At 37.1% G+C, this 18,300-nt stretch carries 30 protein-coding genes; 29 read left to right on the plus strand and 1 reads right to left on the minus strand.

All coding sequences use genetic code 11. From position 1 onward, the window contains the following. Positions 1-73: 73 nt before the first annotated feature. From NDM98_RS00005 to NDM98_RS00085, 18 genes are all read left to right on the plus strand, one after another. On the plus strand, positions 74-400 hold the full coding sequence (locus NDM98_RS00005) for a hypothetical protein (RefSeq protein ID WP_251602874.1): 327 nt from the start codon (positions 74-76) through the stop codon (positions 398-400). After that, a complete protein-coding gene (locus NDM98_RS00010; RefSeq protein ID WP_251602880.1) occupies positions 397-744 on the plus strand; it encodes a hypothetical protein in 348 nt (115 codons plus the stop codon). Before NDM98_RS00005 ends, NDM98_RS00010 begins: the two co-directional genes overlap by 4 nt. Positions 745-991: 247 nt before the next feature. Then, on the plus strand, positions 992-1,231 hold the full coding sequence (locus NDM98_RS00015) for a hypothetical protein (protein ID WP_251602882.1): 240 nt from the start codon (positions 992-994) through the stop codon (positions 1,229-1,231). Between the two features lie 62 nt (positions 1,232-1,293). After that, a complete protein-coding gene (locus NDM98_RS00020; protein ID WP_251602885.1) occupies positions 1,294-3,282 on the plus strand; it encodes a hypothetical protein in 1,989 nt (662 codons plus the stop codon). A gap of 1 nt (position 3,283) precedes the next feature. Continuing rightward, entirely contained in the window at positions 3,284-4,390 is a 1,107-nt protein-coding gene (locus tag NDM98_RS00025; protein ID WP_251602888.1) for a hypothetical protein, read from the plus strand. Then, positions 4,387-5,088, plus strand: coding sequence for an MBL fold metallo-hydrolase (locus tag NDM98_RS00030; protein WP_251602891.1), 702 nt, complete (start codon positions 4,387-4,389; stop codon positions 5,086-5,088). Before NDM98_RS00025 ends, NDM98_RS00030 begins: the two co-directional genes overlap by 4 nt. A gap of 9 nt (positions 5,089-5,097) precedes the next feature. Beyond that, positions 5,098-5,271, plus strand: coding sequence for a hypothetical protein (locus tag NDM98_RS00035; RefSeq protein ID WP_251602894.1), 174 nt, complete (start codon positions 5,098-5,100; stop codon positions 5,269-5,271). Further along, positions 5,268-6,032 (plus strand): DnaD domain protein, encoded by a 765-nt coding sequence (locus tag NDM98_RS00040; protein WP_251602897.1) that lies wholly within the window; start codon positions 5,268-5,270, stop codon positions 6,030-6,032. Before NDM98_RS00035 ends, NDM98_RS00040 begins: the two co-directional genes overlap by 4 nt. Further along, on the plus strand, positions 6,032-6,367 hold the full coding sequence (locus NDM98_RS00045) for a replicative helicase loader/inhibitor (protein ID WP_251602900.1): 336 nt from the start codon (positions 6,032-6,034) through the stop codon (positions 6,365-6,367). The genes NDM98_RS00040 and NDM98_RS00045 overlap by 1 nt, the downstream gene beginning before the upstream one ends. After that, complete coding sequence (gene dnaB / locus NDM98_RS00050; protein ID WP_251602904.1) at positions 6,360-7,667, plus strand: replicative DNA helicase; 1,308 nt, start codon at positions 6,360-6,362, stop codon at positions 7,665-7,667. The genes NDM98_RS00045 and dnaB overlap by 8 nt, the downstream gene beginning before the upstream one ends. A gap of 11 nt (positions 7,668-7,678) precedes the next feature. Then, positions 7,679-7,879: a DUF6011 domain-containing protein gene (locus tag NDM98_RS23370; RefSeq protein ID WP_285803860.1), complete on the plus strand. Its 201-nt coding sequence runs from the start codon at positions 7,679-7,681 to the stop codon at positions 7,877-7,879. Then, complete coding sequence (locus NDM98_RS00055; protein WP_251602907.1) at positions 7,863-8,042, plus strand: hypothetical protein; 180 nt, start codon at positions 7,863-7,865, stop codon at positions 8,040-8,042. Before NDM98_RS23370 ends, NDM98_RS00055 begins: the two co-directional genes overlap by 17 nt. Continuing rightward, complete coding sequence (locus NDM98_RS00060; RefSeq protein ID WP_251602910.1) at positions 8,035-8,202, plus strand: hypothetical protein; 168 nt, start codon at positions 8,035-8,037, stop codon at positions 8,200-8,202. Before NDM98_RS00055 ends, NDM98_RS00060 begins: the two co-directional genes overlap by 8 nt. Next, positions 8,199-8,729 carry a Holliday junction resolvase RecU gene (locus NDM98_RS00065; RefSeq protein WP_251602912.1) on the plus strand — a complete coding sequence of 177 codons (531 nt, stop codon included), beginning with the start codon at positions 8,199-8,201 and terminating at the stop codon, positions 8,727-8,729. The genes NDM98_RS00060 and NDM98_RS00065 overlap by 4 nt, the downstream gene beginning before the upstream one ends. A gap of 91 nt (positions 8,730-8,820) precedes the next feature. Continuing rightward, the gene (locus NDM98_RS00070; protein ID WP_251602914.1) at positions 8,821-9,315 is read left to right on the plus strand and encodes a hypothetical protein; all 495 of its coding nucleotides are present in this window, start codon (positions 8,821-8,823) and stop codon (positions 9,313-9,315) included. Between the two features lie 8 nt (positions 9,316-9,323). Further along, positions 9,324-9,485: a hypothetical protein gene (locus NDM98_RS00075; protein ID WP_251602916.1), complete on the plus strand. Its 162-nt coding sequence runs from the start codon at positions 9,324-9,326 to the stop codon at positions 9,483-9,485. A gap of 59 nt (positions 9,486-9,544) precedes the next feature. Then, positions 9,545-9,697: a DUF3954 domain-containing protein gene (locus NDM98_RS00080; RefSeq protein ID WP_251602919.1), complete on the plus strand. Its 153-nt coding sequence runs from the start codon at positions 9,545-9,547 to the stop codon at positions 9,695-9,697. Positions 9,698-9,776: 79 nt separating this feature from the next. Further along, positions 9,777-10,349, plus strand: coding sequence for a sce7726 family protein (locus NDM98_RS00085; protein WP_251602934.1), 573 nt, complete (start codon positions 9,777-9,779; stop codon positions 10,347-10,349). Here NDM98_RS00085 and NDM98_RS00090 read toward each other — a convergent pair. Then, positions 10,312-11,409 (minus strand): beta family protein, encoded by a 1,098-nt coding sequence (locus NDM98_RS00090; RefSeq protein WP_251602937.1) that lies wholly within the window; start codon positions 11,407-11,409, stop codon positions 10,312-10,314. The two genes, NDM98_RS00085 and NDM98_RS00090, sit on opposite strands and share 38 nt — an antisense overlap. A gap of 377 nt (positions 11,410-11,786) precedes the next feature. Between NDM98_RS00090 and NDM98_RS00095 the strand changes: the two genes are divergently transcribed. From NDM98_RS00095 to NDM98_RS00145, 11 genes are all read left to right on the plus strand, one after another. Next, positions 11,787-12,182, plus strand: a complete 396-nt coding sequence (locus tag NDM98_RS00095; RefSeq protein WP_251602940.1) for an ArpU family phage packaging/lysis transcriptional regulator — start codon at positions 11,787-11,789, stop codon at positions 12,180-12,182. Positions 12,183-12,634: 452 nt separating this feature from the next. After that, on the plus strand, positions 12,635-13,330 hold the full coding sequence (locus NDM98_RS00100) for a hypothetical protein (RefSeq protein WP_251602943.1): 696 nt from the start codon (positions 12,635-12,637) through the stop codon (positions 13,328-13,330). After that, complete coding sequence (locus tag NDM98_RS00105; RefSeq protein ID WP_251602946.1) at positions 13,330-13,602, plus strand: hypothetical protein; 273 nt, start codon at positions 13,330-13,332, stop codon at positions 13,600-13,602. The genes NDM98_RS00100 and NDM98_RS00105 overlap by 1 nt, the downstream gene beginning before the upstream one ends. 3 nt (positions 13,603-13,605) lie before the next feature. Next, on the plus strand, positions 13,606-14,031 hold the full coding sequence (locus tag NDM98_RS00110) for a protein-export chaperone SecB (protein WP_251602949.1): 426 nt from the start codon (positions 13,606-13,608) through the stop codon (positions 14,029-14,031). Between the two features lie 116 nt (positions 14,032-14,147). Continuing rightward, positions 14,148-14,573, plus strand: a complete 426-nt coding sequence (locus tag NDM98_RS00115) for a hypothetical protein (RefSeq protein ID WP_251602952.1) — start codon at positions 14,148-14,150, stop codon at positions 14,571-14,573. 275 nt (positions 14,574-14,848) lie between these two features. After that, positions 14,849-15,091, plus strand: coding sequence for a hypothetical protein (locus NDM98_RS00120; protein WP_251602967.1), 243 nt, complete (start codon positions 14,849-14,851; stop codon positions 15,089-15,091). A 95-nt stretch (positions 15,092-15,186) separates the two neighbouring features. Beyond that, entirely contained in the window at positions 15,187-15,843 is a 657-nt protein-coding gene (locus tag NDM98_RS00125; RefSeq protein ID WP_251602982.1) for a hypothetical protein, read from the plus strand. A 140-nt stretch (positions 15,844-15,983) separates the two neighbouring features. Next, positions 15,984-16,280 (plus strand): hypothetical protein, encoded by a 297-nt coding sequence (locus NDM98_RS00130; protein WP_251602985.1) that lies wholly within the window; start codon positions 15,984-15,986, stop codon positions 16,278-16,280. Between the two features lie 64 nt (positions 16,281-16,344). Further along, complete coding sequence (locus NDM98_RS00135; protein ID WP_251602988.1) at positions 16,345-16,860, plus strand: ParB N-terminal domain-containing protein; 516 nt, start codon at positions 16,345-16,347, stop codon at positions 16,858-16,860. Positions 16,861-16,868: 8 nt separating this feature from the next. After that, positions 16,869-17,897, plus strand: a complete 1,029-nt coding sequence (locus NDM98_RS00140) for a DNA cytosine methyltransferase (protein ID WP_251602991.1) — start codon at positions 16,869-16,871, stop codon at positions 17,895-17,897. 133 nt (positions 17,898-18,030) lie between these two features. After that, a complete protein-coding gene (locus NDM98_RS00145) occupies positions 18,031-18,273 on the plus strand; it encodes a hypothetical protein (RefSeq protein ID WP_251602994.1) in 243 nt (80 codons plus the stop codon). The last annotated feature ends 27 nt before the right edge of the window (positions 18,274-18,300 follow it).

Genomic DNA, 18,300 nt, shown 5'->3' on the forward strand with positions numbered 1-18,300 from the left:
CTTATATTGCTGCAGGTGACGGGTTGACGGTTTTACAAAATGCCATGCAATTAATTACAGGAGGTTGATCGTTATGAAAAAAGGATTAGTTGAGAGTGTGTTAATGAAAGATCGTGAAAAAATTATGGCTTTAAAAGGGCAATTATTAAATTCAATGGCTTCTGCAACTTACCAATTTGCTAAAGAGGATATGGAACAAGCTAAAAAAAATTTAGATGATGTTGAACTGATCATGCAGCGTATGGAGAATATGGCAGAAGAAAAATTAGTACATGATCGTGCAGACAGAAAACTTCAATCTGACATACAGGAAGCAGTTAGAACGTACGCCAAAACAACAGGTAATGAGAACATATATGGATTTGAGATAAATCTAGCGATTGGACGTGGTAAGAAATGAAACAACGACTGCAACTAAATATTAAAGGCCAGCAAATGATCATTGAAGCAATGGAAGATATAAGACCAAAGAGGTACTCAGCAGAGCAAAAACGTTTTGATCTCATACTGAACAAGGTCGTGGAAGGTAAAAAGGATTTTGATTCAGAGGAAATGATCTATATTACGCAATCACTTAGAAAACACAGTAAATTTTTATCTTTGTGTCGTGAAGAAGAGAATTGTCTCTCCTTTAGGAAACTAGCTGACAGAGTGGAAAGAGCTCGTATTGCTCACCAGGACAAGCATCATCCATTAAAAAAAGCACTTACTGCTGTAACAGTTAGCGCTTCGGTTCTTACTTAATTCAATAACACAATCATATCAATAATTGATTGTGACGGCAAGCTCAGCTTTGCCGTGAGGTGTACAAGCCCCCCTACTTGTGCGTCTCACGGTGCAGCTGCACCAAGTTCTTAGAAAACTGTATAGGAGGTATACCCATGGCTAGATTAGATTATCAATGTCCAACTTGCAGAAATACTGATCATCCAACTGGCGCGAATTTCTGCAAAATATGTGGCACTAAAATAATTAGAGGGGGTGAAACCAAATGAAGCAATTCATGTTCAGCTTTGATTCTGTAACACAAATTGATGTAGATCAATTTAAGAAGTTAGAAAAGCATATGAGTGAGTCAGCAGACTTTTATAAGAAAACAGGTCGCATTCAAAAGATGCGTGAGGAGTTAGCAGACAAGCGTAAATTCATGATCATTCGAGTTTGTATGGAAGCTGCAGTCAAACAAAAAGCCATTCGTGGTGGAACACGAATAGCTCAGGTAAGTGCTTAAGAATTAATGGTCTCTTTAGTATATAGCGCTTGCTGTTAAAACACAAATGGAGGTTAAAGGATATGACTAAATCATTAAAATTGCTCTCGATTGAACTCACTCATTTTAAAGGGATTAAAAGTTTTCGTTTGGAGGCGAATGGAGAAGACGTTGTTGTCTATGGAGATAACGCTAGTGGAAAGACCAGTGTATTTGATGCTTTCGTTTGGTTGCTCTTTAACAAGAACAGTCAAAATAAAACAGATTTTGATATCAAAACATTAACGGAGTCAGGAGATCACCTTCATGGTTTGAGTCATGAGGTAGAAGCTAAATTTGAGATAGATGGGATTAAGAAGCTGACCTTAAAGAAAGTCTATGCCGAAAAGTGGACTAAAAAACGTGGAAGTGCAGAGAGCACTTTCTCTGGCCACACTACAGACCATTTTATTGATGAAATTCCCAAAAAGAAAAAAGAATTTGATGAAAAAGTAGCAGAGCTCATTAAGGAAGATGTCTTTAAACTGCTTACATCACCAACTTACTTTAATGAGCAATTGCATTGGCAGAAGCGTAGAGACGTTCTACTTCAAGTCGGGGGTGATATCTCGAATGATGAGGTTGTGGCAGCTAACAAAGAGCTCGCTTCATTACCAAGTATCTTAGGCGATCGATCTATTGAGGATCATCGTAAATGGCTTACTTCTCAAAAAGCAGGTGTAAATGCACAGCTTGATACGTTACCTGTCCGCATTGATGAAGTTCAAAGGTCACTTCCCGATGTTTCTGGCTTAGATGAATCACTCATTGCCCAAGAGATTAAATTCCTTCAGTCACAGTTGCAGGAAAAAGAGGATGAGCACTCACGTTTAAGAAATGGCAGTGAGGTTTCTACTAAAGAGAATGAGCTTCGGCTTATACAAGGTAGCTTAATAGATATTAAAAATCGTCTGCAGGCATCTGCTCATGACGAGGTTATGAAAACAAGACGTGAAGTTGGTCAAAAACAAGGTGATACAGATGCTTTAGAACAAAGCCTTAACAGCAAAAAACGACTTCTCGCTTCCCATGAGGAAACAGTAAATACATTAACTAAACAAGCAGATGCTTTACGGGATTTGTGGACCAAAGAAAATCAATGTGCTTTTGAGCATGAAGCCGAAACAGAATGCCCTACATGCAAGCAAGAGCTTCCTGAGGATGAAGTAGCTGCTGTCAATGAACGAGCGTTATCGGCATTTAACTTAAAGAAGGCAGAGAAGCTTGAATCCATTTCAAGTGATGGGAAACGAAAAAAAGTAACGATTGAAGAAAGTAACCAAGCAATAGAAAAGCTTGAATCTGAAATTGCCGAGATTGAACAAAATTGGCAAGATGCTAAAGAACAATTAATTGAGGTTCAAGTAAGGTATCAAACGGAACAAAAAAGTATTCCGGACCCTAATGAAAACACCGAATATCAGGAGCAATCAAAGAAAGCGGAAGAAAAACAAGCTGAGATTAATGAATTAAAACAATCATCAGCTGGAGCAATTGAAAAAGTTCTTTCTGAGATCCAAAAATTCAAGAGTGAAATCAAAGATTTAGAAGCCGATCAATCAAAATTTACATTAATTGAGAATAGCCAAACCCGTATTGCTGAACTTGAAGCAGAAGAGAAAAAGCTAGCTGCTCATTATGAGGAGTTAGAGCGACAACTATTCCTTACAGAGGAGTTCATTCGTACAAAGGTTCAGCTTTTCGAGGAAAGAATCAACTCACACTTTCAATACGCAAGATTCAAGTTATTTGATTCACAGATTAACGGCGGTTTAACAGAAACGTGCGAAACGTTATACAAAGGCGTGCCTTATGGGTCAAACCTTAATGACGCAGCTCGAATCAACGTAGGCCTAGATATTATTAACACTTTGTCTGCTCACTATGGCTTCTCTGCACCAATCTTTATTGATAACAGTGAATCCGTAACAAAGCTAATAAAAGTAGGTTCTCAGGTTATTGCTTTAGAAGTATCTGCCGATCACCCTAACTTAACTATCGGTGGCAAAAAAGCCATTAAGGAGGCTGTATAAAATGACTGAAAGTACATTTTCAACAGCATTAACAAAGGTCAATGATTCATTCTTTCCCATGATCGAAAAACAGCTTACTGGTAACGGAATCAAGATGGATAATTACTCAAAGCAATGTGTTTTGACCGCAATATCATCTATTAATAACGTTTTAGATTCAAAAGGGATTACTTGGAATGATGCGGATTTAGATAAGAACAACATTACACAAATTCTTATCTCAGTTGCTTCTCTCAAGCTAAATGCAGCTGCAAGTCCAAGAGAGGTTTACTTCCAAACAAGAAATGTATCTGTGAAGAAGCAAGGCACGGACGATGTCGTTTGGAAAAAGCAAATTGAAATGGGGATAGAGGGAGATGGAAATGATGCTATCCTCTCTAACTTTGGACGAGATGTTCAATCTGTCGCACAAATTTGGTTGGTACGTTCAGAAGATGCCTTTACTTATCCTTCATTTAGGGGATTAAAGCTGGAGCCACCCACGTGGTCTCCAACTGGAAAGGGCGAAGTCGTAAGGGTTGTATATCCTGTTATCAAAAAAAATAACACAGTCGAATATCATATTTCTGAGCGCGAGGATGTAATCAAGAACCTTGTAGCTCACATCAATAACAATATGATGAATGAAACATTTGGCATAGCTCAAAATCGCTTTAAAGCAACATTTGATGAAAAGAAGAAGATCGCCAAAAAGAAATCAGAGGTTTTATCTAAAGTAAAGGCTGTGGGATTAGCTGCCCTTGATGAAGAAGAGTTTGCCAAGTGGATCAGTCCTGCTTGGAAGGACCCTCAAAGTAGAGAGTCCATGCTTATCCGGAAGATGAGAAATAACGTAACAAAGCGCATACCTAAAGATTTTGGAAATGCTTTTGTAGAGATGAATTATGAAGCCTCTGTAGATGAGGGATTTGCTTCTGCTCGTCAGGAGATTACTGACAATGCTAATGATGAAATTATAGATGTTGATTATGAAGATTCAACAACTAATTCTTACACTGATCAACCAGAGACTGAACAATATGAGTCACAGGAAGAAGTAAAAGAAGAGTCACAATCTGAAAAAGAACCGGTGAAAACAACTCCTGCTAATGATGAGCCACCGTTTTGATTGATATACAGGTGCTTGGCTCAGGATCAGCTGGTAACTGCTATCGCATAAGCGATGGCAGCACTACCTTGCTGTTGGAGTGTGGTATTCGATACAAGGATATTCAGAAAGGCGTTCAGTTCAAAATGTCAGACGTCGCAGGTTGTCTCGTCACTCATGAACACGGAGACCATTGTAAATCATTAAAAGATGTCATGCGTGCCGGCATTGATTGCTATATGTCTTCTGGAACGGCTAGTGCATTAAATATTCATCACCATCGATTAAAACGTGTCAAAAACAAAGAGCCATTTCAGATAGGGACATGGCGTATTTTACCCTTTGATGTACAGCATGACGTTTCTGAACCGTATGGCTTCTTATTAGCCAACAAAGCCGGTGACAAGCTCTTATTCGCCACAGATACCTATTACATCAAATATCGCTTTAAAGACCTCACACACATCATGGTGGAGTGCAATTATTCGATGTCAGTGCTAAACGATAATATCTTAGCCGGCAGAACACCGTCCGTGATGAAAGGTAGGCTATTACGTTCACATTTTAGCTTAGAGAACGTCAAAGAGTTCTTTAAAGCCAATGATCTTAGCAGGCTTGAAGAGATTTGGTTGCTCCATTTAAGTGACAGTAATAGTAATGAGGCTCAATTCAAAAAAGAGATTATGCAGCTGACAGGTAAAGCTGTCTATATCGCTTAAGGAGGCCGTATGAAGGTTCCTTACAAAGTGTTACTACCCAATTGGTTGATTCAAATGTACAAGGTTGATCCTGAAGGCTTTAAAACAGAGGTCGTGAAGTTTGTGAGAACTGGTAGACCTGAATACAAAGTATTACGAGTAGAGGGACGCTATGCTCTCTGTGAAAGGAGGGGTCATTTATGAAATATCTATCAGAGATCAATGCTTTCTATGATCGGTTGGAGACCGATTCACTTTCGAAGTCCGCCATATTACTCTGGCATGCACTTATGCAAACCAATAATAAATGCGGATGGAAGGAGAATTTCTCAGCACCGATTTCAGTGCTTGCTCTCAAGAGTGGATTAAAAGAACGGATGATCTCTAATGCCAGGAATGAATTAAAAACAAAAGGCTATATTGACTTCCAATCACGTAAAGGAAATCAATCAGCTATTTATAAAATGATTAGCTTGTCGGCAACCATTGCTGACAATATTGCCGACAGTATTGCCGACAACACTTCCGACAAGAGTGCCGACAACATTGCCGACAACATTGCCGCATTCTTAGATAAGACTAGAGAAGAAGAGAGTATAAAAAAAGAAGAAGCAAAAGAGCCGGCAGAGAATGCCTACAAATTCTATGAATCTAATTTCGGAATACCAAGCTCATTTATCACCGATTCTATTTTTCAGTGGATCGACGATCTCTCAGAAGAAATTGTACTAGCTGGTATGAAACTTGGATTACAGAAAGGCGCACGTTCGTTTAGTTACATCGAGACGATCTTGAAAGAGTGGTCCAGCCAACAGTTGACTTCAATCGATCAGGTACGAGCTTACGAAGAATCAAAAAAGCAGAAAAGAAATAATACTGTACCGTTCAGAACTCGTGAAGGTGCAGAAAAAAATACAAAAGTAGAATCCTTGCTTGAGAGAGTTAGGAGGGGAGAGTTTGGCTAATGGAAAGTGAACAGGCATCAGAAATTTTGCAAATGATCAGTGAGGTTTATCCAAGATGGGAGTTAACTGAGACCAAGTTAAAAGCATTGGTTCCAGTTTTAAAAAAAATGGACTATCAAGGCGTTCTGGATAACCTCTATGAGCATATTGCCTCGAAGCCATTCGCTCCAACCATGCCCGAAATAGCAGCTTACCCGAAGCAAGTGGATCAGACTCAGGAAAAAATAAAATCTTTTGAGCGTGAAGCAGAGAAAAATCCACCCACACCGGAGCAACGTCAAGTATTAAAGGCTAGACTTGAACAGTTTATGCGTAAGGATGACAGCGATGAATGATCAGAATTTTAGAGCGCCAAACGCAGCGGAAGCAGTTCTTGGATCAATTTTATATAAACCGGATTTAATCAAAGAAAGTGTACTAGTTCCAGAAGAATTTCAAGCCACAAGGCATCAGAAAATATTTGAAACCATGCGGAAATTGGATGATGAAGGTAAGGCCATAGATATGGTCGCTTTAGCAACTGAGCTAGGAGATGAACAGTTGCAGGAAGTGGGCGGTGTTCCGTATTTTGCTGAACTAGCCAATGCGGTAGCGACTACAGCAAATTTCAAGCAACATGAAGCGGTTGTCCAGGCAGACTATAGAGTGCGAAAAGCTCGCAATAGCGCATATGCCTTCACCGAGGAATCAGGCTCAGACGACGCTATAGACGAATTAATTAAAAGCTTACAGGATATCAAAGATACTGCCACTTCTAAACTATCCAAAACTAAGAAAGAAATCTTGCAAAGTGTGGTTGAAAAGCTTCATTCAGAGGAGCAAGAGATCACTGGTGCCCAAAGTGGAATTGTTGATTTAGACCGCATGACAGGTGGATGGCAACGGTCAGACCTAATCATAGTGGCAGCAAGGCCATCTGTAGGTAAAACGGCTTTTGCGCTTAATATGGGTGGCAATCACTGCTCAAATAAAGGTGTGACCACTGTTTTTTCACTGGAGATGCCGGCAGAACAATTAGTCAATAGATGGCTCAGTGCTGCAGGTCATATAGACGGCCATAAGTGGCGTAACCCTAGCAAACTATTTACATCAAATGATTATGAGAAAGCCATTAATGCGATTGGTCTGCTAGAAAAGTGGGATTTTGAAATAGTCGATGATGCAGGCATTACCGTTCAAGAAATTCGTTCCAAGATGCGTCAGATTAAACGAAAGTACCCGAATCAAGAGCACTTGGTCATTATAGATTACCTGCAGTTGATAGCGTCTAGGGGCGGAACCAATCGGCAAGAGCAAGTTTCTGAAATATCAAGATCCTTAAAGCAATTAGCTAGAGAATTGGACATGCCTATCATCGCTCTGTCTCAGCTTTCTCGTGGTGTTGAACAACGACAAGACAAGCGACCGATGATGTCCGATATTCGAGAGTCAGGAAGTATCGAGCAGGACGCAGATGTGGTTGCGTTTCTCTACCGTGATGACTACTACGATAAGGAATCAGAGAATCAAAACATTATTGAAATCATACTAGCCAAGCAACGAAATGGTCCTATTGGTACCGCAGAAGCTGCATTCATAAAAGAATACGGTAAATTCGTGAATTTGGATCGCCGGCATAATGATCGATTAGCGTAAATACGTCATAAATGCATCAGAGAGGACAGCTCATATACCAGAAAGAGTATACGCATTGTTTGAGATGTAACAGGAGATTAAGAACAGTGGAAAGTATGCGCAGGGGATATGGTGCTGCTTGTGCAAAAAAAGCAAACCACGAACCTGATCTTATCGATCTGTTACATAAAAATTCAACTGAAGAGAGTGAACGTAATGGCATTAGAAATTAAACATGGTCTTAATCATACAGAGGTTTCTGTTAATGATGTGCTTGTGGGATTAATTCATCGATCTACCTCTGGCTTTGTAGTCAAAATGGATGGTCATGATACCCCCGTTCCAAATGAACAAGCTGCACTTAGATTAATAAAGGCGAATCTGCTTTATGCGTAAGGAGCTCATCACCTACGTTCAAGAGCAACTAGGTTTTGTGGAAAAGAGCTTTGATGCGGCAGAAAAGAAAGGCCGTGACGCTGGAGTGGCTTATATCAAAGGGCAACGTAGAGCATATGAGGATGTTCTAGCTGCGCTTAAGAGAGGGAAGGTCGTATGACTCGAGTAAAACATTTCAAGCCTAATACGGGTCAAGCGTTTGAGAATCTATTAAATATTATTAACCTGCAGTATGCAAATCAAGGCATTGCATTGATTAATAAAAGAGCCACGCCAGTAACGGTACAGCAAGTAAATGGACGTAAGATTAGCAAAGCTTATTTTGCAGAAAAATCTACGGTTGACTATGACGGCACGTACCGTGGGAAATCGATTATATTTGAAGCAAAGAGCACTCTAGAGTCACGTTTCACTTTAAAACTATTGAAGGATCACCAGTTGGAGTACCTAATCAATGCAGAGAAGCATGGAGCGGTCGCTTTCGTCCTAATTGAATTTAGCAAAGTTAGAAAGATATTTTATTGCCCAGTATCTTTTATCAATCTTTACTACACCAAAGCTAAGGTTGGAGGGCATAAGAGCATACCCCTTGCAGATTTTGATATTTACGCCTATGAAGTTGTGCGCGGCAGGTTGTCTTTGGATTATCTAGCGATCGTGGATCAGCTGCATGAGCGTGAATCATGAAATACATCGGATGGTTACTTTTTAGGATAGTGGCCAGGTTGTTTCTGAAAGCTGTAAAAGATCATGAAGATGCGTTAGAGGGTGATAAATCTTGAAAGTCCAATGCATTGATGTAGGAGAGACCACCACTCTTACCGAAGGAAATGTTTACTTTCTGTACCCTAACGGATCCGAACATGCGTATATCAGCAAATTTGATAATCCTTCCGCTCATTTCGGTTGTTATCGTAAGTCGTTATTTGAAAAGGTGTTTGAGGATGCTCCTGTGCTTCCTCTTGAGCCTCCTGAGCTTAATTGGGAGTTAGAGTCTGGACAAGTGTATAAAGCATATCTCACGTGGGTTAATATGCCAGGAGCGAAACACATGATTGATCAAAGTTATTTCGTCCGCAAACATCCAAGACATCGCCACCAGGTTTCTGTCTTTGAGGATCCGGAATGCACTAGTTTCAGAGCTATATTGTCCAGTAATTATTTTAGAGATTATGAACTGATAGAAAGTGATGCTATCGGACTGATTGAAGAAGAGTTTATGGATATAGAGGAACTTCCTGCAGAGGATTGGGAGCAAATGAGTTTATTTTAGGAGGAACAATGGCAAAGCAATATATGGATATTAGTAAAAGCGATAAAGAGATCATTAATATGACCGGCAAGCTCTTAGCCGGCAAAGGATATCATAAAGCAGATATAGCGATCTTGCTGATAGATACAATAGATAATACAGAGGGGAAATTGAATACCCCAAATAAATAAAAAAACGCCCTTCTCAGAGCGCCCGACAACGCAATTATAACATATTGGGAGGGCTAATTATGAAGGAAACTGATAATTGTATAATTATAATAAAAGATGGTCAAAGGTCTATAATAGAACCACCGTGTTCAGGATTTGGGGAATTTACAACCATATGGAAAGATGGAAGGGTCTTAGATGTAATTAAAACTGAAAGATTAAGAATCAAATAAATGCAGGAATTAGTATTTTTTTGTCTAAGTTATTTGTGGTATTATCTAAAAAGAAATTTATAGTGAGTTGGTATATCTTATGAAAATAAAAGATGCAAATATTAGAGAAGCACTTCATTCCTATTTGAATGATGTACATGAGCATGAAACTGATACAAAAATTGTAGATGAAATGGGCGTACTTCACGGTCAATCTAGAATAGACGTAGCAGTTATTAATGGTATTTTACATGGATACGAGATAAAGAGTGAAAGTGATACACTCACTAGATTACCAAGACAAATCAAAGACTATAACCTAATTTTTGATAGGATGACAATTGTAGTTCAAAAAAACTATTTAAATGAAGTTAGAAACTTAATACCTAAATGGTGGGGAATTATACTTGTTTCTAAAAAAAACGATTCTCTAATTTTAAAACAAGTTAGAAAAGGACGTCTAAATAAAGATGTGGATCCATATTCATTAACACATCTTTTGTGGAAAGATGAAGCTTTAGATTTACTAAAAAAAGAAGGCTTACACAAAGGTTATGTTAGTAAGCCAAGAAACGTTTTATACTCAAGGATTTGTTCAACAATTGAGGTTAAAGAAATTAAGAGATCAATTAACCTTAAATTGAAAAGCCGTGAAAATTGGAAAGTTCTTTAATAACAAGTGTTAAGTGATGGTTTGTACCAATAGTTCTCCAAGTCATTGCATTCCCTGTTCCAACTTCACCAAGGTGACATTTGTAAATGTATTCATCTCCAAACGAATAGTTGGGACCAGAGTAATCATCATGATTTACAATTTGCTCGCTTAATCCTTGCATTTGTTTCCACTTTCCGTGTTTTTCAGATCTCACAGAGTAACCACGGACGATTAAGTAATTTTCACAAGTAGTGTATCTTATAGCAGCAGCTTGCTGAATGAATTTAGGGTTTAGCTGCTTGTACTCGGGATTTTGTATATTGTAATCTCCGAAATTAGGGTGCCGAGTAAGGTTTCTTTTGATAATACTTTTATAAATGGTCCATTCACATCTATTTAGCGTTCCGGTTTCACCAGTTTTTATTTCGGAAAGATCCTCAGGTATCGAAGTTGTAATTAATGAAAATGAGTTCCACTCGTTTAAAAACGGAATTATTGTTATTGCCCCTGCAATCTCATTAGTGATTTGAACAATTTCTTTATCTCTGATATAACCATAATCTAAAATAATATCTATGTTTTCAGGAGAGAGTCTTGTTTTATTTAAATAACTTGTAATAAGTTCATCAATTCTCTTTAAATCAGAGGGGTAAATTCTAATGGCTAATCGGCGTATAGATTCATCTACGACTTTAAAAATTGCATTCTCGTAATTACTTCCATTTTTTGAACTTAATACAGGTGTCACTGGAAGTTCATTAAGCGTTAAATCATTAATGACATGTTCTAATGGGTGTAGGCCGGATTTCATTGTTTCATCATCGTCAATGCAGAGATGTGTTAAATCGAGCATAAATTTTTGGTTAGCAGACCATACATCTTTAATTTGCGCTGGAATTTTAACTAAGTGTTCTTCAATTGATTTTTGAGGACGTCCTTTTTCAAAATCCCAATCAATTGGTGGAATTTCGAAAAGTGGAATAATTCTTTCTTTAATGTTGGAATTTAGCTTCTTCAATGCGATTTGTTCGCCTTTCTTCCATCTTATAACAGGTGCATAGTACACGTTCTCATTCATAAATTGCCTCCTTATTAAGTTTTAACAAGATCATATACTTTATTACGGCTTATATTGCATAAAGTTTCAATAAAATCCAAAAAAGTCTTACCGAAAAACGGAGGACACTAATAGATTGCAGTCAACTGCATTCTCTTGGTGTCCTTTTCTGATTTTCAGACCTCTAATATGAAATGCAACCAATCTACAAGAATACATTAATTTTTGCAACAGAGGAGAATGATCATGAAAGAATTTCAAGACCAATTAATAGTCTGTTGTGATCAGCAAGGTATGGCCATTAAAAAACTGCCTGCTTAGAGACTTAATGGGTACGGGTCGAGATATTTATTCCCGCTGTGGCGGAGCAATTCGAAGAAAATAAGGGAGGGGAAATTATGAGTGCAGTTCAAATGACATTTTTACCAGAGGTCAACGAGAAGGAGGTTAAGAAAGAAGTTATTCGTGAGCTGCGTAAGTACCGCTCATTAAAAGTTAAATTTGATAATAGGAAAGAGCAAAAGGAATACGGGGTTGTCCTTTTTAAATCGTTTAAGCCAATCGGTTCTAAAGATATTGAAAAGATAGACGAATTACGAGTCACGCAAGTAGAAAGGTGTCTAAACATCAGTCTGGATGAATTAGAGCGAAGTATTATTGAAAAGAAATATCTATCTCCTCACAACGAGACAGATTTGGATATTTATCTTGATTTAGGATTAAAGAAGGATTCATATTACAAGATTAAAGGCTCGGCACTTATGACGATAGCCACATCTCTAGGAATGCTCTAAAAACACCGAGAAAAAACAGACAAAACAGGGGATAATTTGGGGGACTAATTAATTGAATATAATCGGTAAGCTATTGATATATTAGGAGATACGCCTTTCTCCATTATCAATGGCGTACCGGGGTTCTTACAGAATAGTGGTGATCGTCAGTAGCTGACCAGGAGGCTGACAGGAGCTTAGCATTTATTGCGTCTGAAGAATGCGCGGGCATGATAGGTGAAATGGGTCCTATCTAATTCGTCATTGGCATGTTCTCGTAGCAGAGGCTTACTCCTGGTGAAGCGAGAATTAATATGTTAGTTAAATGGCTTCAATGTATTAGTATATATTGAAGCGACTTAATTAAAAAAAATAGAATATATTTGAAGGTTTTAGATAGTTTATGTAGAATAGTTATAGTAAGTGATTGTAACACAGCTGTAATATAATTTTTGGGAAGTGTGTATATATGTATGTCGGTCAGTTATGAAGTGAAAATAAACGGGTTCCACGGCACAATTGATTATTACTCAAAAAGAATTTTACTTACAAAAGAATTTACCTATCAATACCGAGATAATCATTGGCTAGGTCAAGGGATTTACTTTTATAGAGATGATTACGATCAAGCTTATTGGTGGTCTGGAAAAACAAGGGATCTAGAACGGAAAAGAAGGAAAATTAAAGGGAAAGCTTTAAGACGAAAAGTAATAAAGTGTGATTTTACTCTCATGAGTGAGAATATGATTAACTTAGATACTGATACAGGTAAAAGGATATTTAAATCCGAACAGAGTAGAGTTCATGAAGGTATAACATTTAAGATTTCTGACCACGCTGATGCTAGTAATAAGTATCGGTGTGCATTAATTGATTTATTTGATAATAAATTTAAAGTTATTCAATATACTTTTATTGAGACTAGAGAAAAAAAGGCAAATAAAGATTCGTTATTTAAAGAATTGGGTATTGTTCAAAATGGAGTTCAGATATGTGTTCGTGATCCCGAAGTATTAAAGGGCGCAGATATTCAACTTATCGAACATAAAAGAACTGTTAATTATGGAACTTTAACTAAACAAACCGAACAAGGGAAATTCGAAGTTAAAGAAGTTAAGCATCAATCAAAAGAAAAAAGAAAAAAATTTCACTATGGGAGTGAAAACTAATGAACAACAGACCTACTCGTGAGCAAATAAAAGAAGTAGCTGAAAGGTACGGTTTTGAGATTGAATTTGATTCATTAAATCCAGGACTAGAAATTCATAAAGAAGATGGAACAATAAAACACTATTCAATCGAAGAAGCCGGGGATTATGCATTAGGACAACAAGGGTTTTTTGAGATAGGAAAAATTAAAATTAATAAAAGTGATAAAACTATCCATGTCAAAAATGAATTTAGTACGTATTCATTAAGTGATTATAAAGAGGTATCGTAAACTATGAAAGCATCATTAAATTTTGAAAATTATTTTGTGTTAGAAACTTTTTATTTTAATAACCCTTTTCCTCCTGAAACAGACGAAGAAGAATCTGATGATTTAACACCTCAATTTAAATGGAATATTCAGCATAGAGATAAGGAAAACCTTACAGATGCAGGAGTTTTCTTAGAAGTATTGATAGGTGATAAGGATGAGGGACACTTTTGTGTCGAAGCTCATGTTTTAGGTCTATTTACTATTGAAGACAATGAAATTGAAAATGATGAAAAAGAAAGGCTTTATAAAATTAATGCTATCGCCATTCTTTTTCCATACCTGCGTTCACTAGTTTCAGATTTAACAAGTAAGGGTAATAGTGCTGACCAAATTATATTACCTCCACTCAACATACATAGCATGATGGAACAAGAGCTAGAAAATTAATATTTTTTAAAGAACTGATCAAATGTTGGTCAGTTCTTTTTTTATATACCTTATATTTAATAAAAAAGGTATATATGCTGCTTTTGTCGAATTAAACATCTTAAGGGGTGAGGAAGATGGAGGAATTAAGTTTTAATGCATATTTTAATTGGTTTTATAAAGATGATGATTATATAGCAACTAATGAATTTAAAGTGTTAAAAAAGAGATTGTTAAAACAGAAGGAAATTTTAAGTGACTTTTTGTTTTTTCCAGTTAATCTACAAGGAGAGGTAACAAGTCATACATTATATTTCTTTAATGAAAAATGGTTAATAACTTTGTTGGTATCTAAGGAATATGAACTTGTAGTGACTCATCAATCTTTATTAGGAATTGATGAGATTTACTACGGTATAAACCCTTATGGCCATAGAGTTTTAAAAGTTAGAAAAGAGAATAAGGACTTGTTTGATTTAGAATATAAAGGCAGTTGGCCATCAAAATTAAAAGACGATTATCAATCTAATCTAGATGAGATTCATGATTTATTAACAAAATAAATTTTAGTGTAAGAGCTATCCTATAGGGTTGCTCTCTTTTTTCAGGAATATATTGGTTCAATGTAACTTTTATGTCACTTTCTAATGTGGATGCTGTAATAGTAGATCACGTAAACGTATCTAATTATTTAATTTTATAAGAATACGAAGGTTTTAACAGGCAGACTGATAAGTGTTCAGTTAAGACATGTAGGACAGATAACACTGTTTACCTGGATGAATATTTAGCAGGGAAATGACTTTGGCTGTCGAATAAGGTGGCAGGGGGTGAAGTGATGGCAGGATATTCATATGAGATTTACGTAACTGGAGGAAATGAACCTGTGTTCGAATCGGAGCATAGGAAAGGTAATATGGATGAAGCTAATCAATTTTTGGCTAGTAAGATGGCTCATGGTGATTTTATTCAGTTTAGACACGAAAATGGAGAGTGTGTCGTTATTCAAAAGATTAACATTACCCACATTAAGATCTATGACGAGACATATGCTTACAAAGGTCAATTTGAGGAGAAATAACACATGAAAAGAGGGCTACGCTATCTAGGTGGGAGCTCTCTTTTTGCATGTTATTCATTAAACAATCTCTGCTATAATATGGGTGGAGGGATGATATGTTAGAATTAAAGCATAAAATTGGTATATGGATAATTGAATGGATAATTAAAAATGCTCAAGTAAGTGATCTGGTTGCTTTTTTTGCTGTAATAGTTACATTTTTAGGTTTTATTGTTACGATTGTTGTTGTTATTCTAAATTTATTATCTAACAAAAAAAATTTATATGTTAATACAATAAGTACTGAAAGAATAAAGTGGTTAAATTCTTTGAGAGAAAAGTTTGCAGATTACAATAATACATCGTTCTCTATCAAACATCGTCAAGATGAAAATAGAATACTTAGAGATAATGGACTCGAAACTAAAGGCTACGACCTAAATGAAGAAAGCAGAGAATTAATACATAAAAAAAACTTAATAATTCTGTACCTTAATCCTTCTGAAATTATAAGTAAAGCTCTAAGTAATGTAATGGTAAGCGATTATTACAATATTGTTAATCCTAAAACAACTAGCGCGTCAGAAGAGACTTTACTTATACAAGATAAGATAATGGATATACAGCAAATAATTCTTAAATCTGAATGGAAACGCCTTAAACTTGAACAAGAAAAAGGTAGAGAATTAGATGAAAAAGAAGTTAAAGCGAATGTCAAAAAGATTGCCTGTGCTATTTCAACAGTAATATACCATGAATACTTTTGTGAATAAATACTTAAACAAAGAGTCATCCAACTGGGTGGCTTTCTTTTTGGTTGTATTAACTCAGGATAGGTTTAGACAGTATAAAAGGGATGAATTAGCAGGAAATTGAACCTTGCTGTCGAATATGGTGGCAGGGGGTGTTAGTTATGTCAGCATTGGAAGAAGGAAAGCATGAACTCGCAAAAGAACTGTATGAAAAACTAGATCAACTCGATGAGTATAAGCTCAAGGATGATATTGCTAAGCTTGATGCAAAAATATCTGTTGCGAAACAAGCGTATCAAACATGGCCGAAGTTTGAAGAGGCAATTACCAAAGAGTTTGTAGTGCCTTACGAAGAGAAAAGAAAACAATTGTATCAAGAAATTGAGGAAAATAAACTTAAATCAGGTTATTTATATGCCATGATTGAATGTTTACCTCATAAATACAGAAGAACATAATGCATAAAAAGGGGGCTATCCAAACGGATGGTTCTCTTTTTGGTTATATACAGGAGTGTTAAAAATGATTATTAAAGAAGTGGAAATTTCAAAGATTAACCCTGCACCATACAATCCGAGAGTAGATTTACAACCGGGTGATGAGGAATATGAAAAACTTAAGCGATCAATAAATGAATTTGGTTATGTAGAGCCACTAATATGGAATGAACAGACAGGAAATCTTGTGGGAGGACATCAAAGGTACAAGGTGTTAATGGAATCTAAACCGAAGCGCTTGCAAGTTTCAGTTGTTAATCTGACGGATGCACAAGAAAAGGCTATGAATATCGCTCTTAATAAAATTGGTGGCGATTGGGACGAGTTTAAATTACAAAGAGTCTTAGATGAGTTAAACGAAACAGATATCGATCTGACGCTTACAGGCTTTAGTGAGGAAGAACTAGAACAAGCACTTGCAGACATCGAGGGCGAAGGAGGTTCATCTATTAGAGACAACCAGGAGCTCTCATTTGATGACTATGATGAGGATGACTTTACTCATAAGTGCCCTAAATGCGGATTTCATTACAACGAGTAGGTGAGAGCATGACAGATATTACGTACCAGTGGAGATTAGAGCAGCTGAAGCACATTAAAAAGAATGACTTAAAAGTGTTTAGCATTTTCTCTTGTGGTGGTGGATCGTCCATGGGTTATAAACTAGCAGGTTATGATGTAGTAGGAAACTGCGAGATCGACCCACAGATGATGAAACTATACAAAGCGAACATTGACCCCATGTATCCTTATAAAATGGATGTGCGCCAATTTAAGAAGGCTGAGAAGTACCCAGAAGAACTCATGAATTTGGATATATTGGATGGATCACCGCCATGCAGTGTATTTTCAACCTCAGGAGATCGAGAGGAAGCGTGGGGGAAACAAAAGGTATTTCGTGAAGGGCAAGCTGAACAGATGTTGGATGATCTGTTTTTTGAGTACCTAGATGTGGTTGACCGATTAAGACCAAAAGTGTTTGTGGCCGAGAACGTAACCGGAATTATTAAAGGGGCTGCCAAAGGCTTTGTAAAACTGATTTATGAGCATGCTACACGCATTGGTTATGATGTGCAGTTGTTTAAATTGAATAGCGCAACCATGGGAGTCCCGCAAAGAAGAGAGCGGGTCTTTTTTATTGGACGTAGAAAAGATTTGAATTTGCCAAAAGTACAACTAGCGTTTGATCAGAAGCCGATACTCTATAAGGAATTTAAGTCAGGTAAAGGCCTCAAGCTCAATGAGTCTTCGGTTACGTACCGTAGATGGATCAAAAGACAGTCTAAAGATAAAAACATTGGAGATATAACAAAGCGGACTGAAGGCAAGGAGTCTAACTTTAATTCAGCTTTATTACATGACAATGATGTACCGCCAACCATCGCAAGCAATTCAGTCTTTATTCGGTTTAATGAGCCTTATCAAGTATCAGACAGAGATATCATCCATATGCAGTCATTCCCTCAGGATTATGATTTCATGAATGCTTCAGTTAAATATGTGTGTGGAATGAGCGTACCGCCTTTAATGATGAAGGGGATAGCAGAGCAAATAGCCAAGCAGATGTTTAAGAAATAAGAAAAAGAGGGTGCTGTAAACACCCCCTTCAACAGATGCCGGAAAACCGACAGAGATAGCGTGAATACTGTGCACAGTTTCTTAGATGTCGCTATCTCGCTTTCAGTATATGTGAAAGGTCGGGGGTAAGGCAATGAAAAATACAAACGAATGTTCGGTCTCGATTGAAGAGCAAGACGAACTCCTATTGAGACATCAAGCGGAGCAGATTGAGCATATCCAAGAATCAAAGGATCGCTACCGAAAAATTGTCCGCGCGGGGATATCTCGATGGGTGACAGACTTCCAGAATGGACATATACAGCTCAGCACGGTGGACGACCTTAAAAAATTAATAGAGTTAGACATAGAATTGCAGAAAGACGAAGAACTATGAAACAAACACAACTCAATTAGAAAGTGG

Source organism: Alkalicoccobacillus plakortidis (assembly GCF_023703085.1).
GTDB lineage: Bacteria > Bacillota > Bacilli > Bacillales > Bacillaceae_D > Alkalicoccobacillus > Alkalicoccobacillus plakortidis.

Coding starts and splice junctions, on each gene's coding strand:
- NDM98_RS00005 (WP_251602874.1), top strand. CDS start 74: ATGAAAAAAGGATTAGTTGAGAGTGTGTTAATGAAAGATCGTGAAAAA.
- NDM98_RS00010 (WP_251602880.1), top strand. CDS start 397: ATGAAACAACGACTGCAACTAAATATTAAAGGCCAGCAAATGATCATT.
- NDM98_RS00015 (WP_251602882.1), top strand. CDS start 992: ATGAAGCAATTCATGTTCAGCTTTGATTCTGTAACACAAATTGATGTA.
- NDM98_RS00020 (WP_251602885.1), top strand. CDS start 1,294: ATGACTAAATCATTAAAATTGCTCTCGATTGAACTCACTCATTTTAAA.
- NDM98_RS00025 (WP_251602888.1), top strand. CDS start 3,284: ATGACTGAAAGTACATTTTCAACAGCATTAACAAAGGTCAATGATTCA.
- NDM98_RS00035 (WP_251602894.1), top strand. CDS start 5,098: ATGAAGGTTCCTTACAAAGTGTTACTACCCAATTGGTTGATTCAAATG.
- NDM98_RS00040 (WP_251602897.1), top strand. CDS start 5,268: ATGAAATATCTATCAGAGATCAATGCTTTCTATGATCGGTTGGAGACC.
- NDM98_RS00045 (WP_251602900.1), top strand. CDS start 6,032: ATGGAAAGTGAACAGGCATCAGAAATTTTGCAAATGATCAGTGAGGTT.
- dnaB (WP_251602904.1), top strand. CDS start 6,360: ATGAATGATCAGAATTTTAGAGCGCCAAACGCAGCGGAAGCAGTTCTT.
- NDM98_RS23370 (WP_285803860.1), top strand. CDS start 7,679: ATGCATCAGAGAGGACAGCTCATATACCAGAAAGAGTATACGCATTGT.
- NDM98_RS00055 (WP_251602907.1), top strand. CDS start 7,863: ATGGCATTAGAAATTAAACATGGTCTTAATCATACAGAGGTTTCTGTT.
- NDM98_RS00060 (WP_251602910.1), top strand. CDS start 8,035: ATGCGTAAGGAGCTCATCACCTACGTTCAAGAGCAACTAGGTTTTGTG.
- NDM98_RS00065 (WP_251602912.1), top strand. CDS start 8,199: ATGACTCGAGTAAAACATTTCAAGCCTAATACGGGTCAAGCGTTTGAG.
- NDM98_RS00075 (WP_251602916.1), top strand. CDS start 9,324: ATGGCAAAGCAATATATGGATATTAGTAAAAGCGATAAAGAGATCATT.
- NDM98_RS00080 (WP_251602919.1), top strand. CDS start 9,545: ATGAAGGAAACTGATAATTGTATAATTATAATAAAAGATGGTCAAAGG.
- NDM98_RS00085 (WP_251602934.1), top strand. CDS start 9,777: ATGAAAATAAAAGATGCAAATATTAGAGAAGCACTTCATTCCTATTTG.
- NDM98_RS00090 (WP_251602937.1), bottom strand. CDS start 11,409: ATGAATGAGAACGTGTACTATGCACCTGTTATAAGATGGAAGAAAGGC.
- NDM98_RS00095 (WP_251602940.1), top strand. CDS start 11,787: ATGAGTGCAGTTCAAATGACATTTTTACCAGAGGTCAACGAGAAGGAG.
- NDM98_RS00100 (WP_251602943.1), top strand. CDS start 12,635: ATGTCGGTCAGTTATGAAGTGAAAATAAACGGGTTCCACGGCACAATT.
- NDM98_RS00105 (WP_251602946.1), top strand. CDS start 13,330: ATGAACAACAGACCTACTCGTGAGCAAATAAAAGAAGTAGCTGAAAGG.
- NDM98_RS00110 (WP_251602949.1), top strand. CDS start 13,606: ATGAAAGCATCATTAAATTTTGAAAATTATTTTGTGTTAGAAACTTTT.
- NDM98_RS00115 (WP_251602952.1), top strand. CDS start 14,148: ATGGAGGAATTAAGTTTTAATGCATATTTTAATTGGTTTTATAAAGAT.
- NDM98_RS00120 (WP_251602967.1), top strand. CDS start 14,849: ATGGCAGGATATTCATATGAGATTTACGTAACTGGAGGAAATGAACCT.
- NDM98_RS00125 (WP_251602982.1), top strand. CDS start 15,187: ATGTTAGAATTAAAGCATAAAATTGGTATATGGATAATTGAATGGATA.
- NDM98_RS00130 (WP_251602985.1), top strand. CDS start 15,984: ATGTCAGCATTGGAAGAAGGAAAGCATGAACTCGCAAAAGAACTGTAT.
- NDM98_RS00135 (WP_251602988.1), top strand. CDS start 16,345: ATGATTATTAAAGAAGTGGAAATTTCAAAGATTAACCCTGCACCATAC.
- NDM98_RS00140 (WP_251602991.1), top strand. CDS start 16,869: ATGACAGATATTACGTACCAGTGGAGATTAGAGCAGCTGAAGCACATT.
- NDM98_RS00145 (WP_251602994.1), top strand. CDS start 18,031: ATGAAAAATACAAACGAATGTTCGGTCTCGATTGAAGAGCAAGACGAA.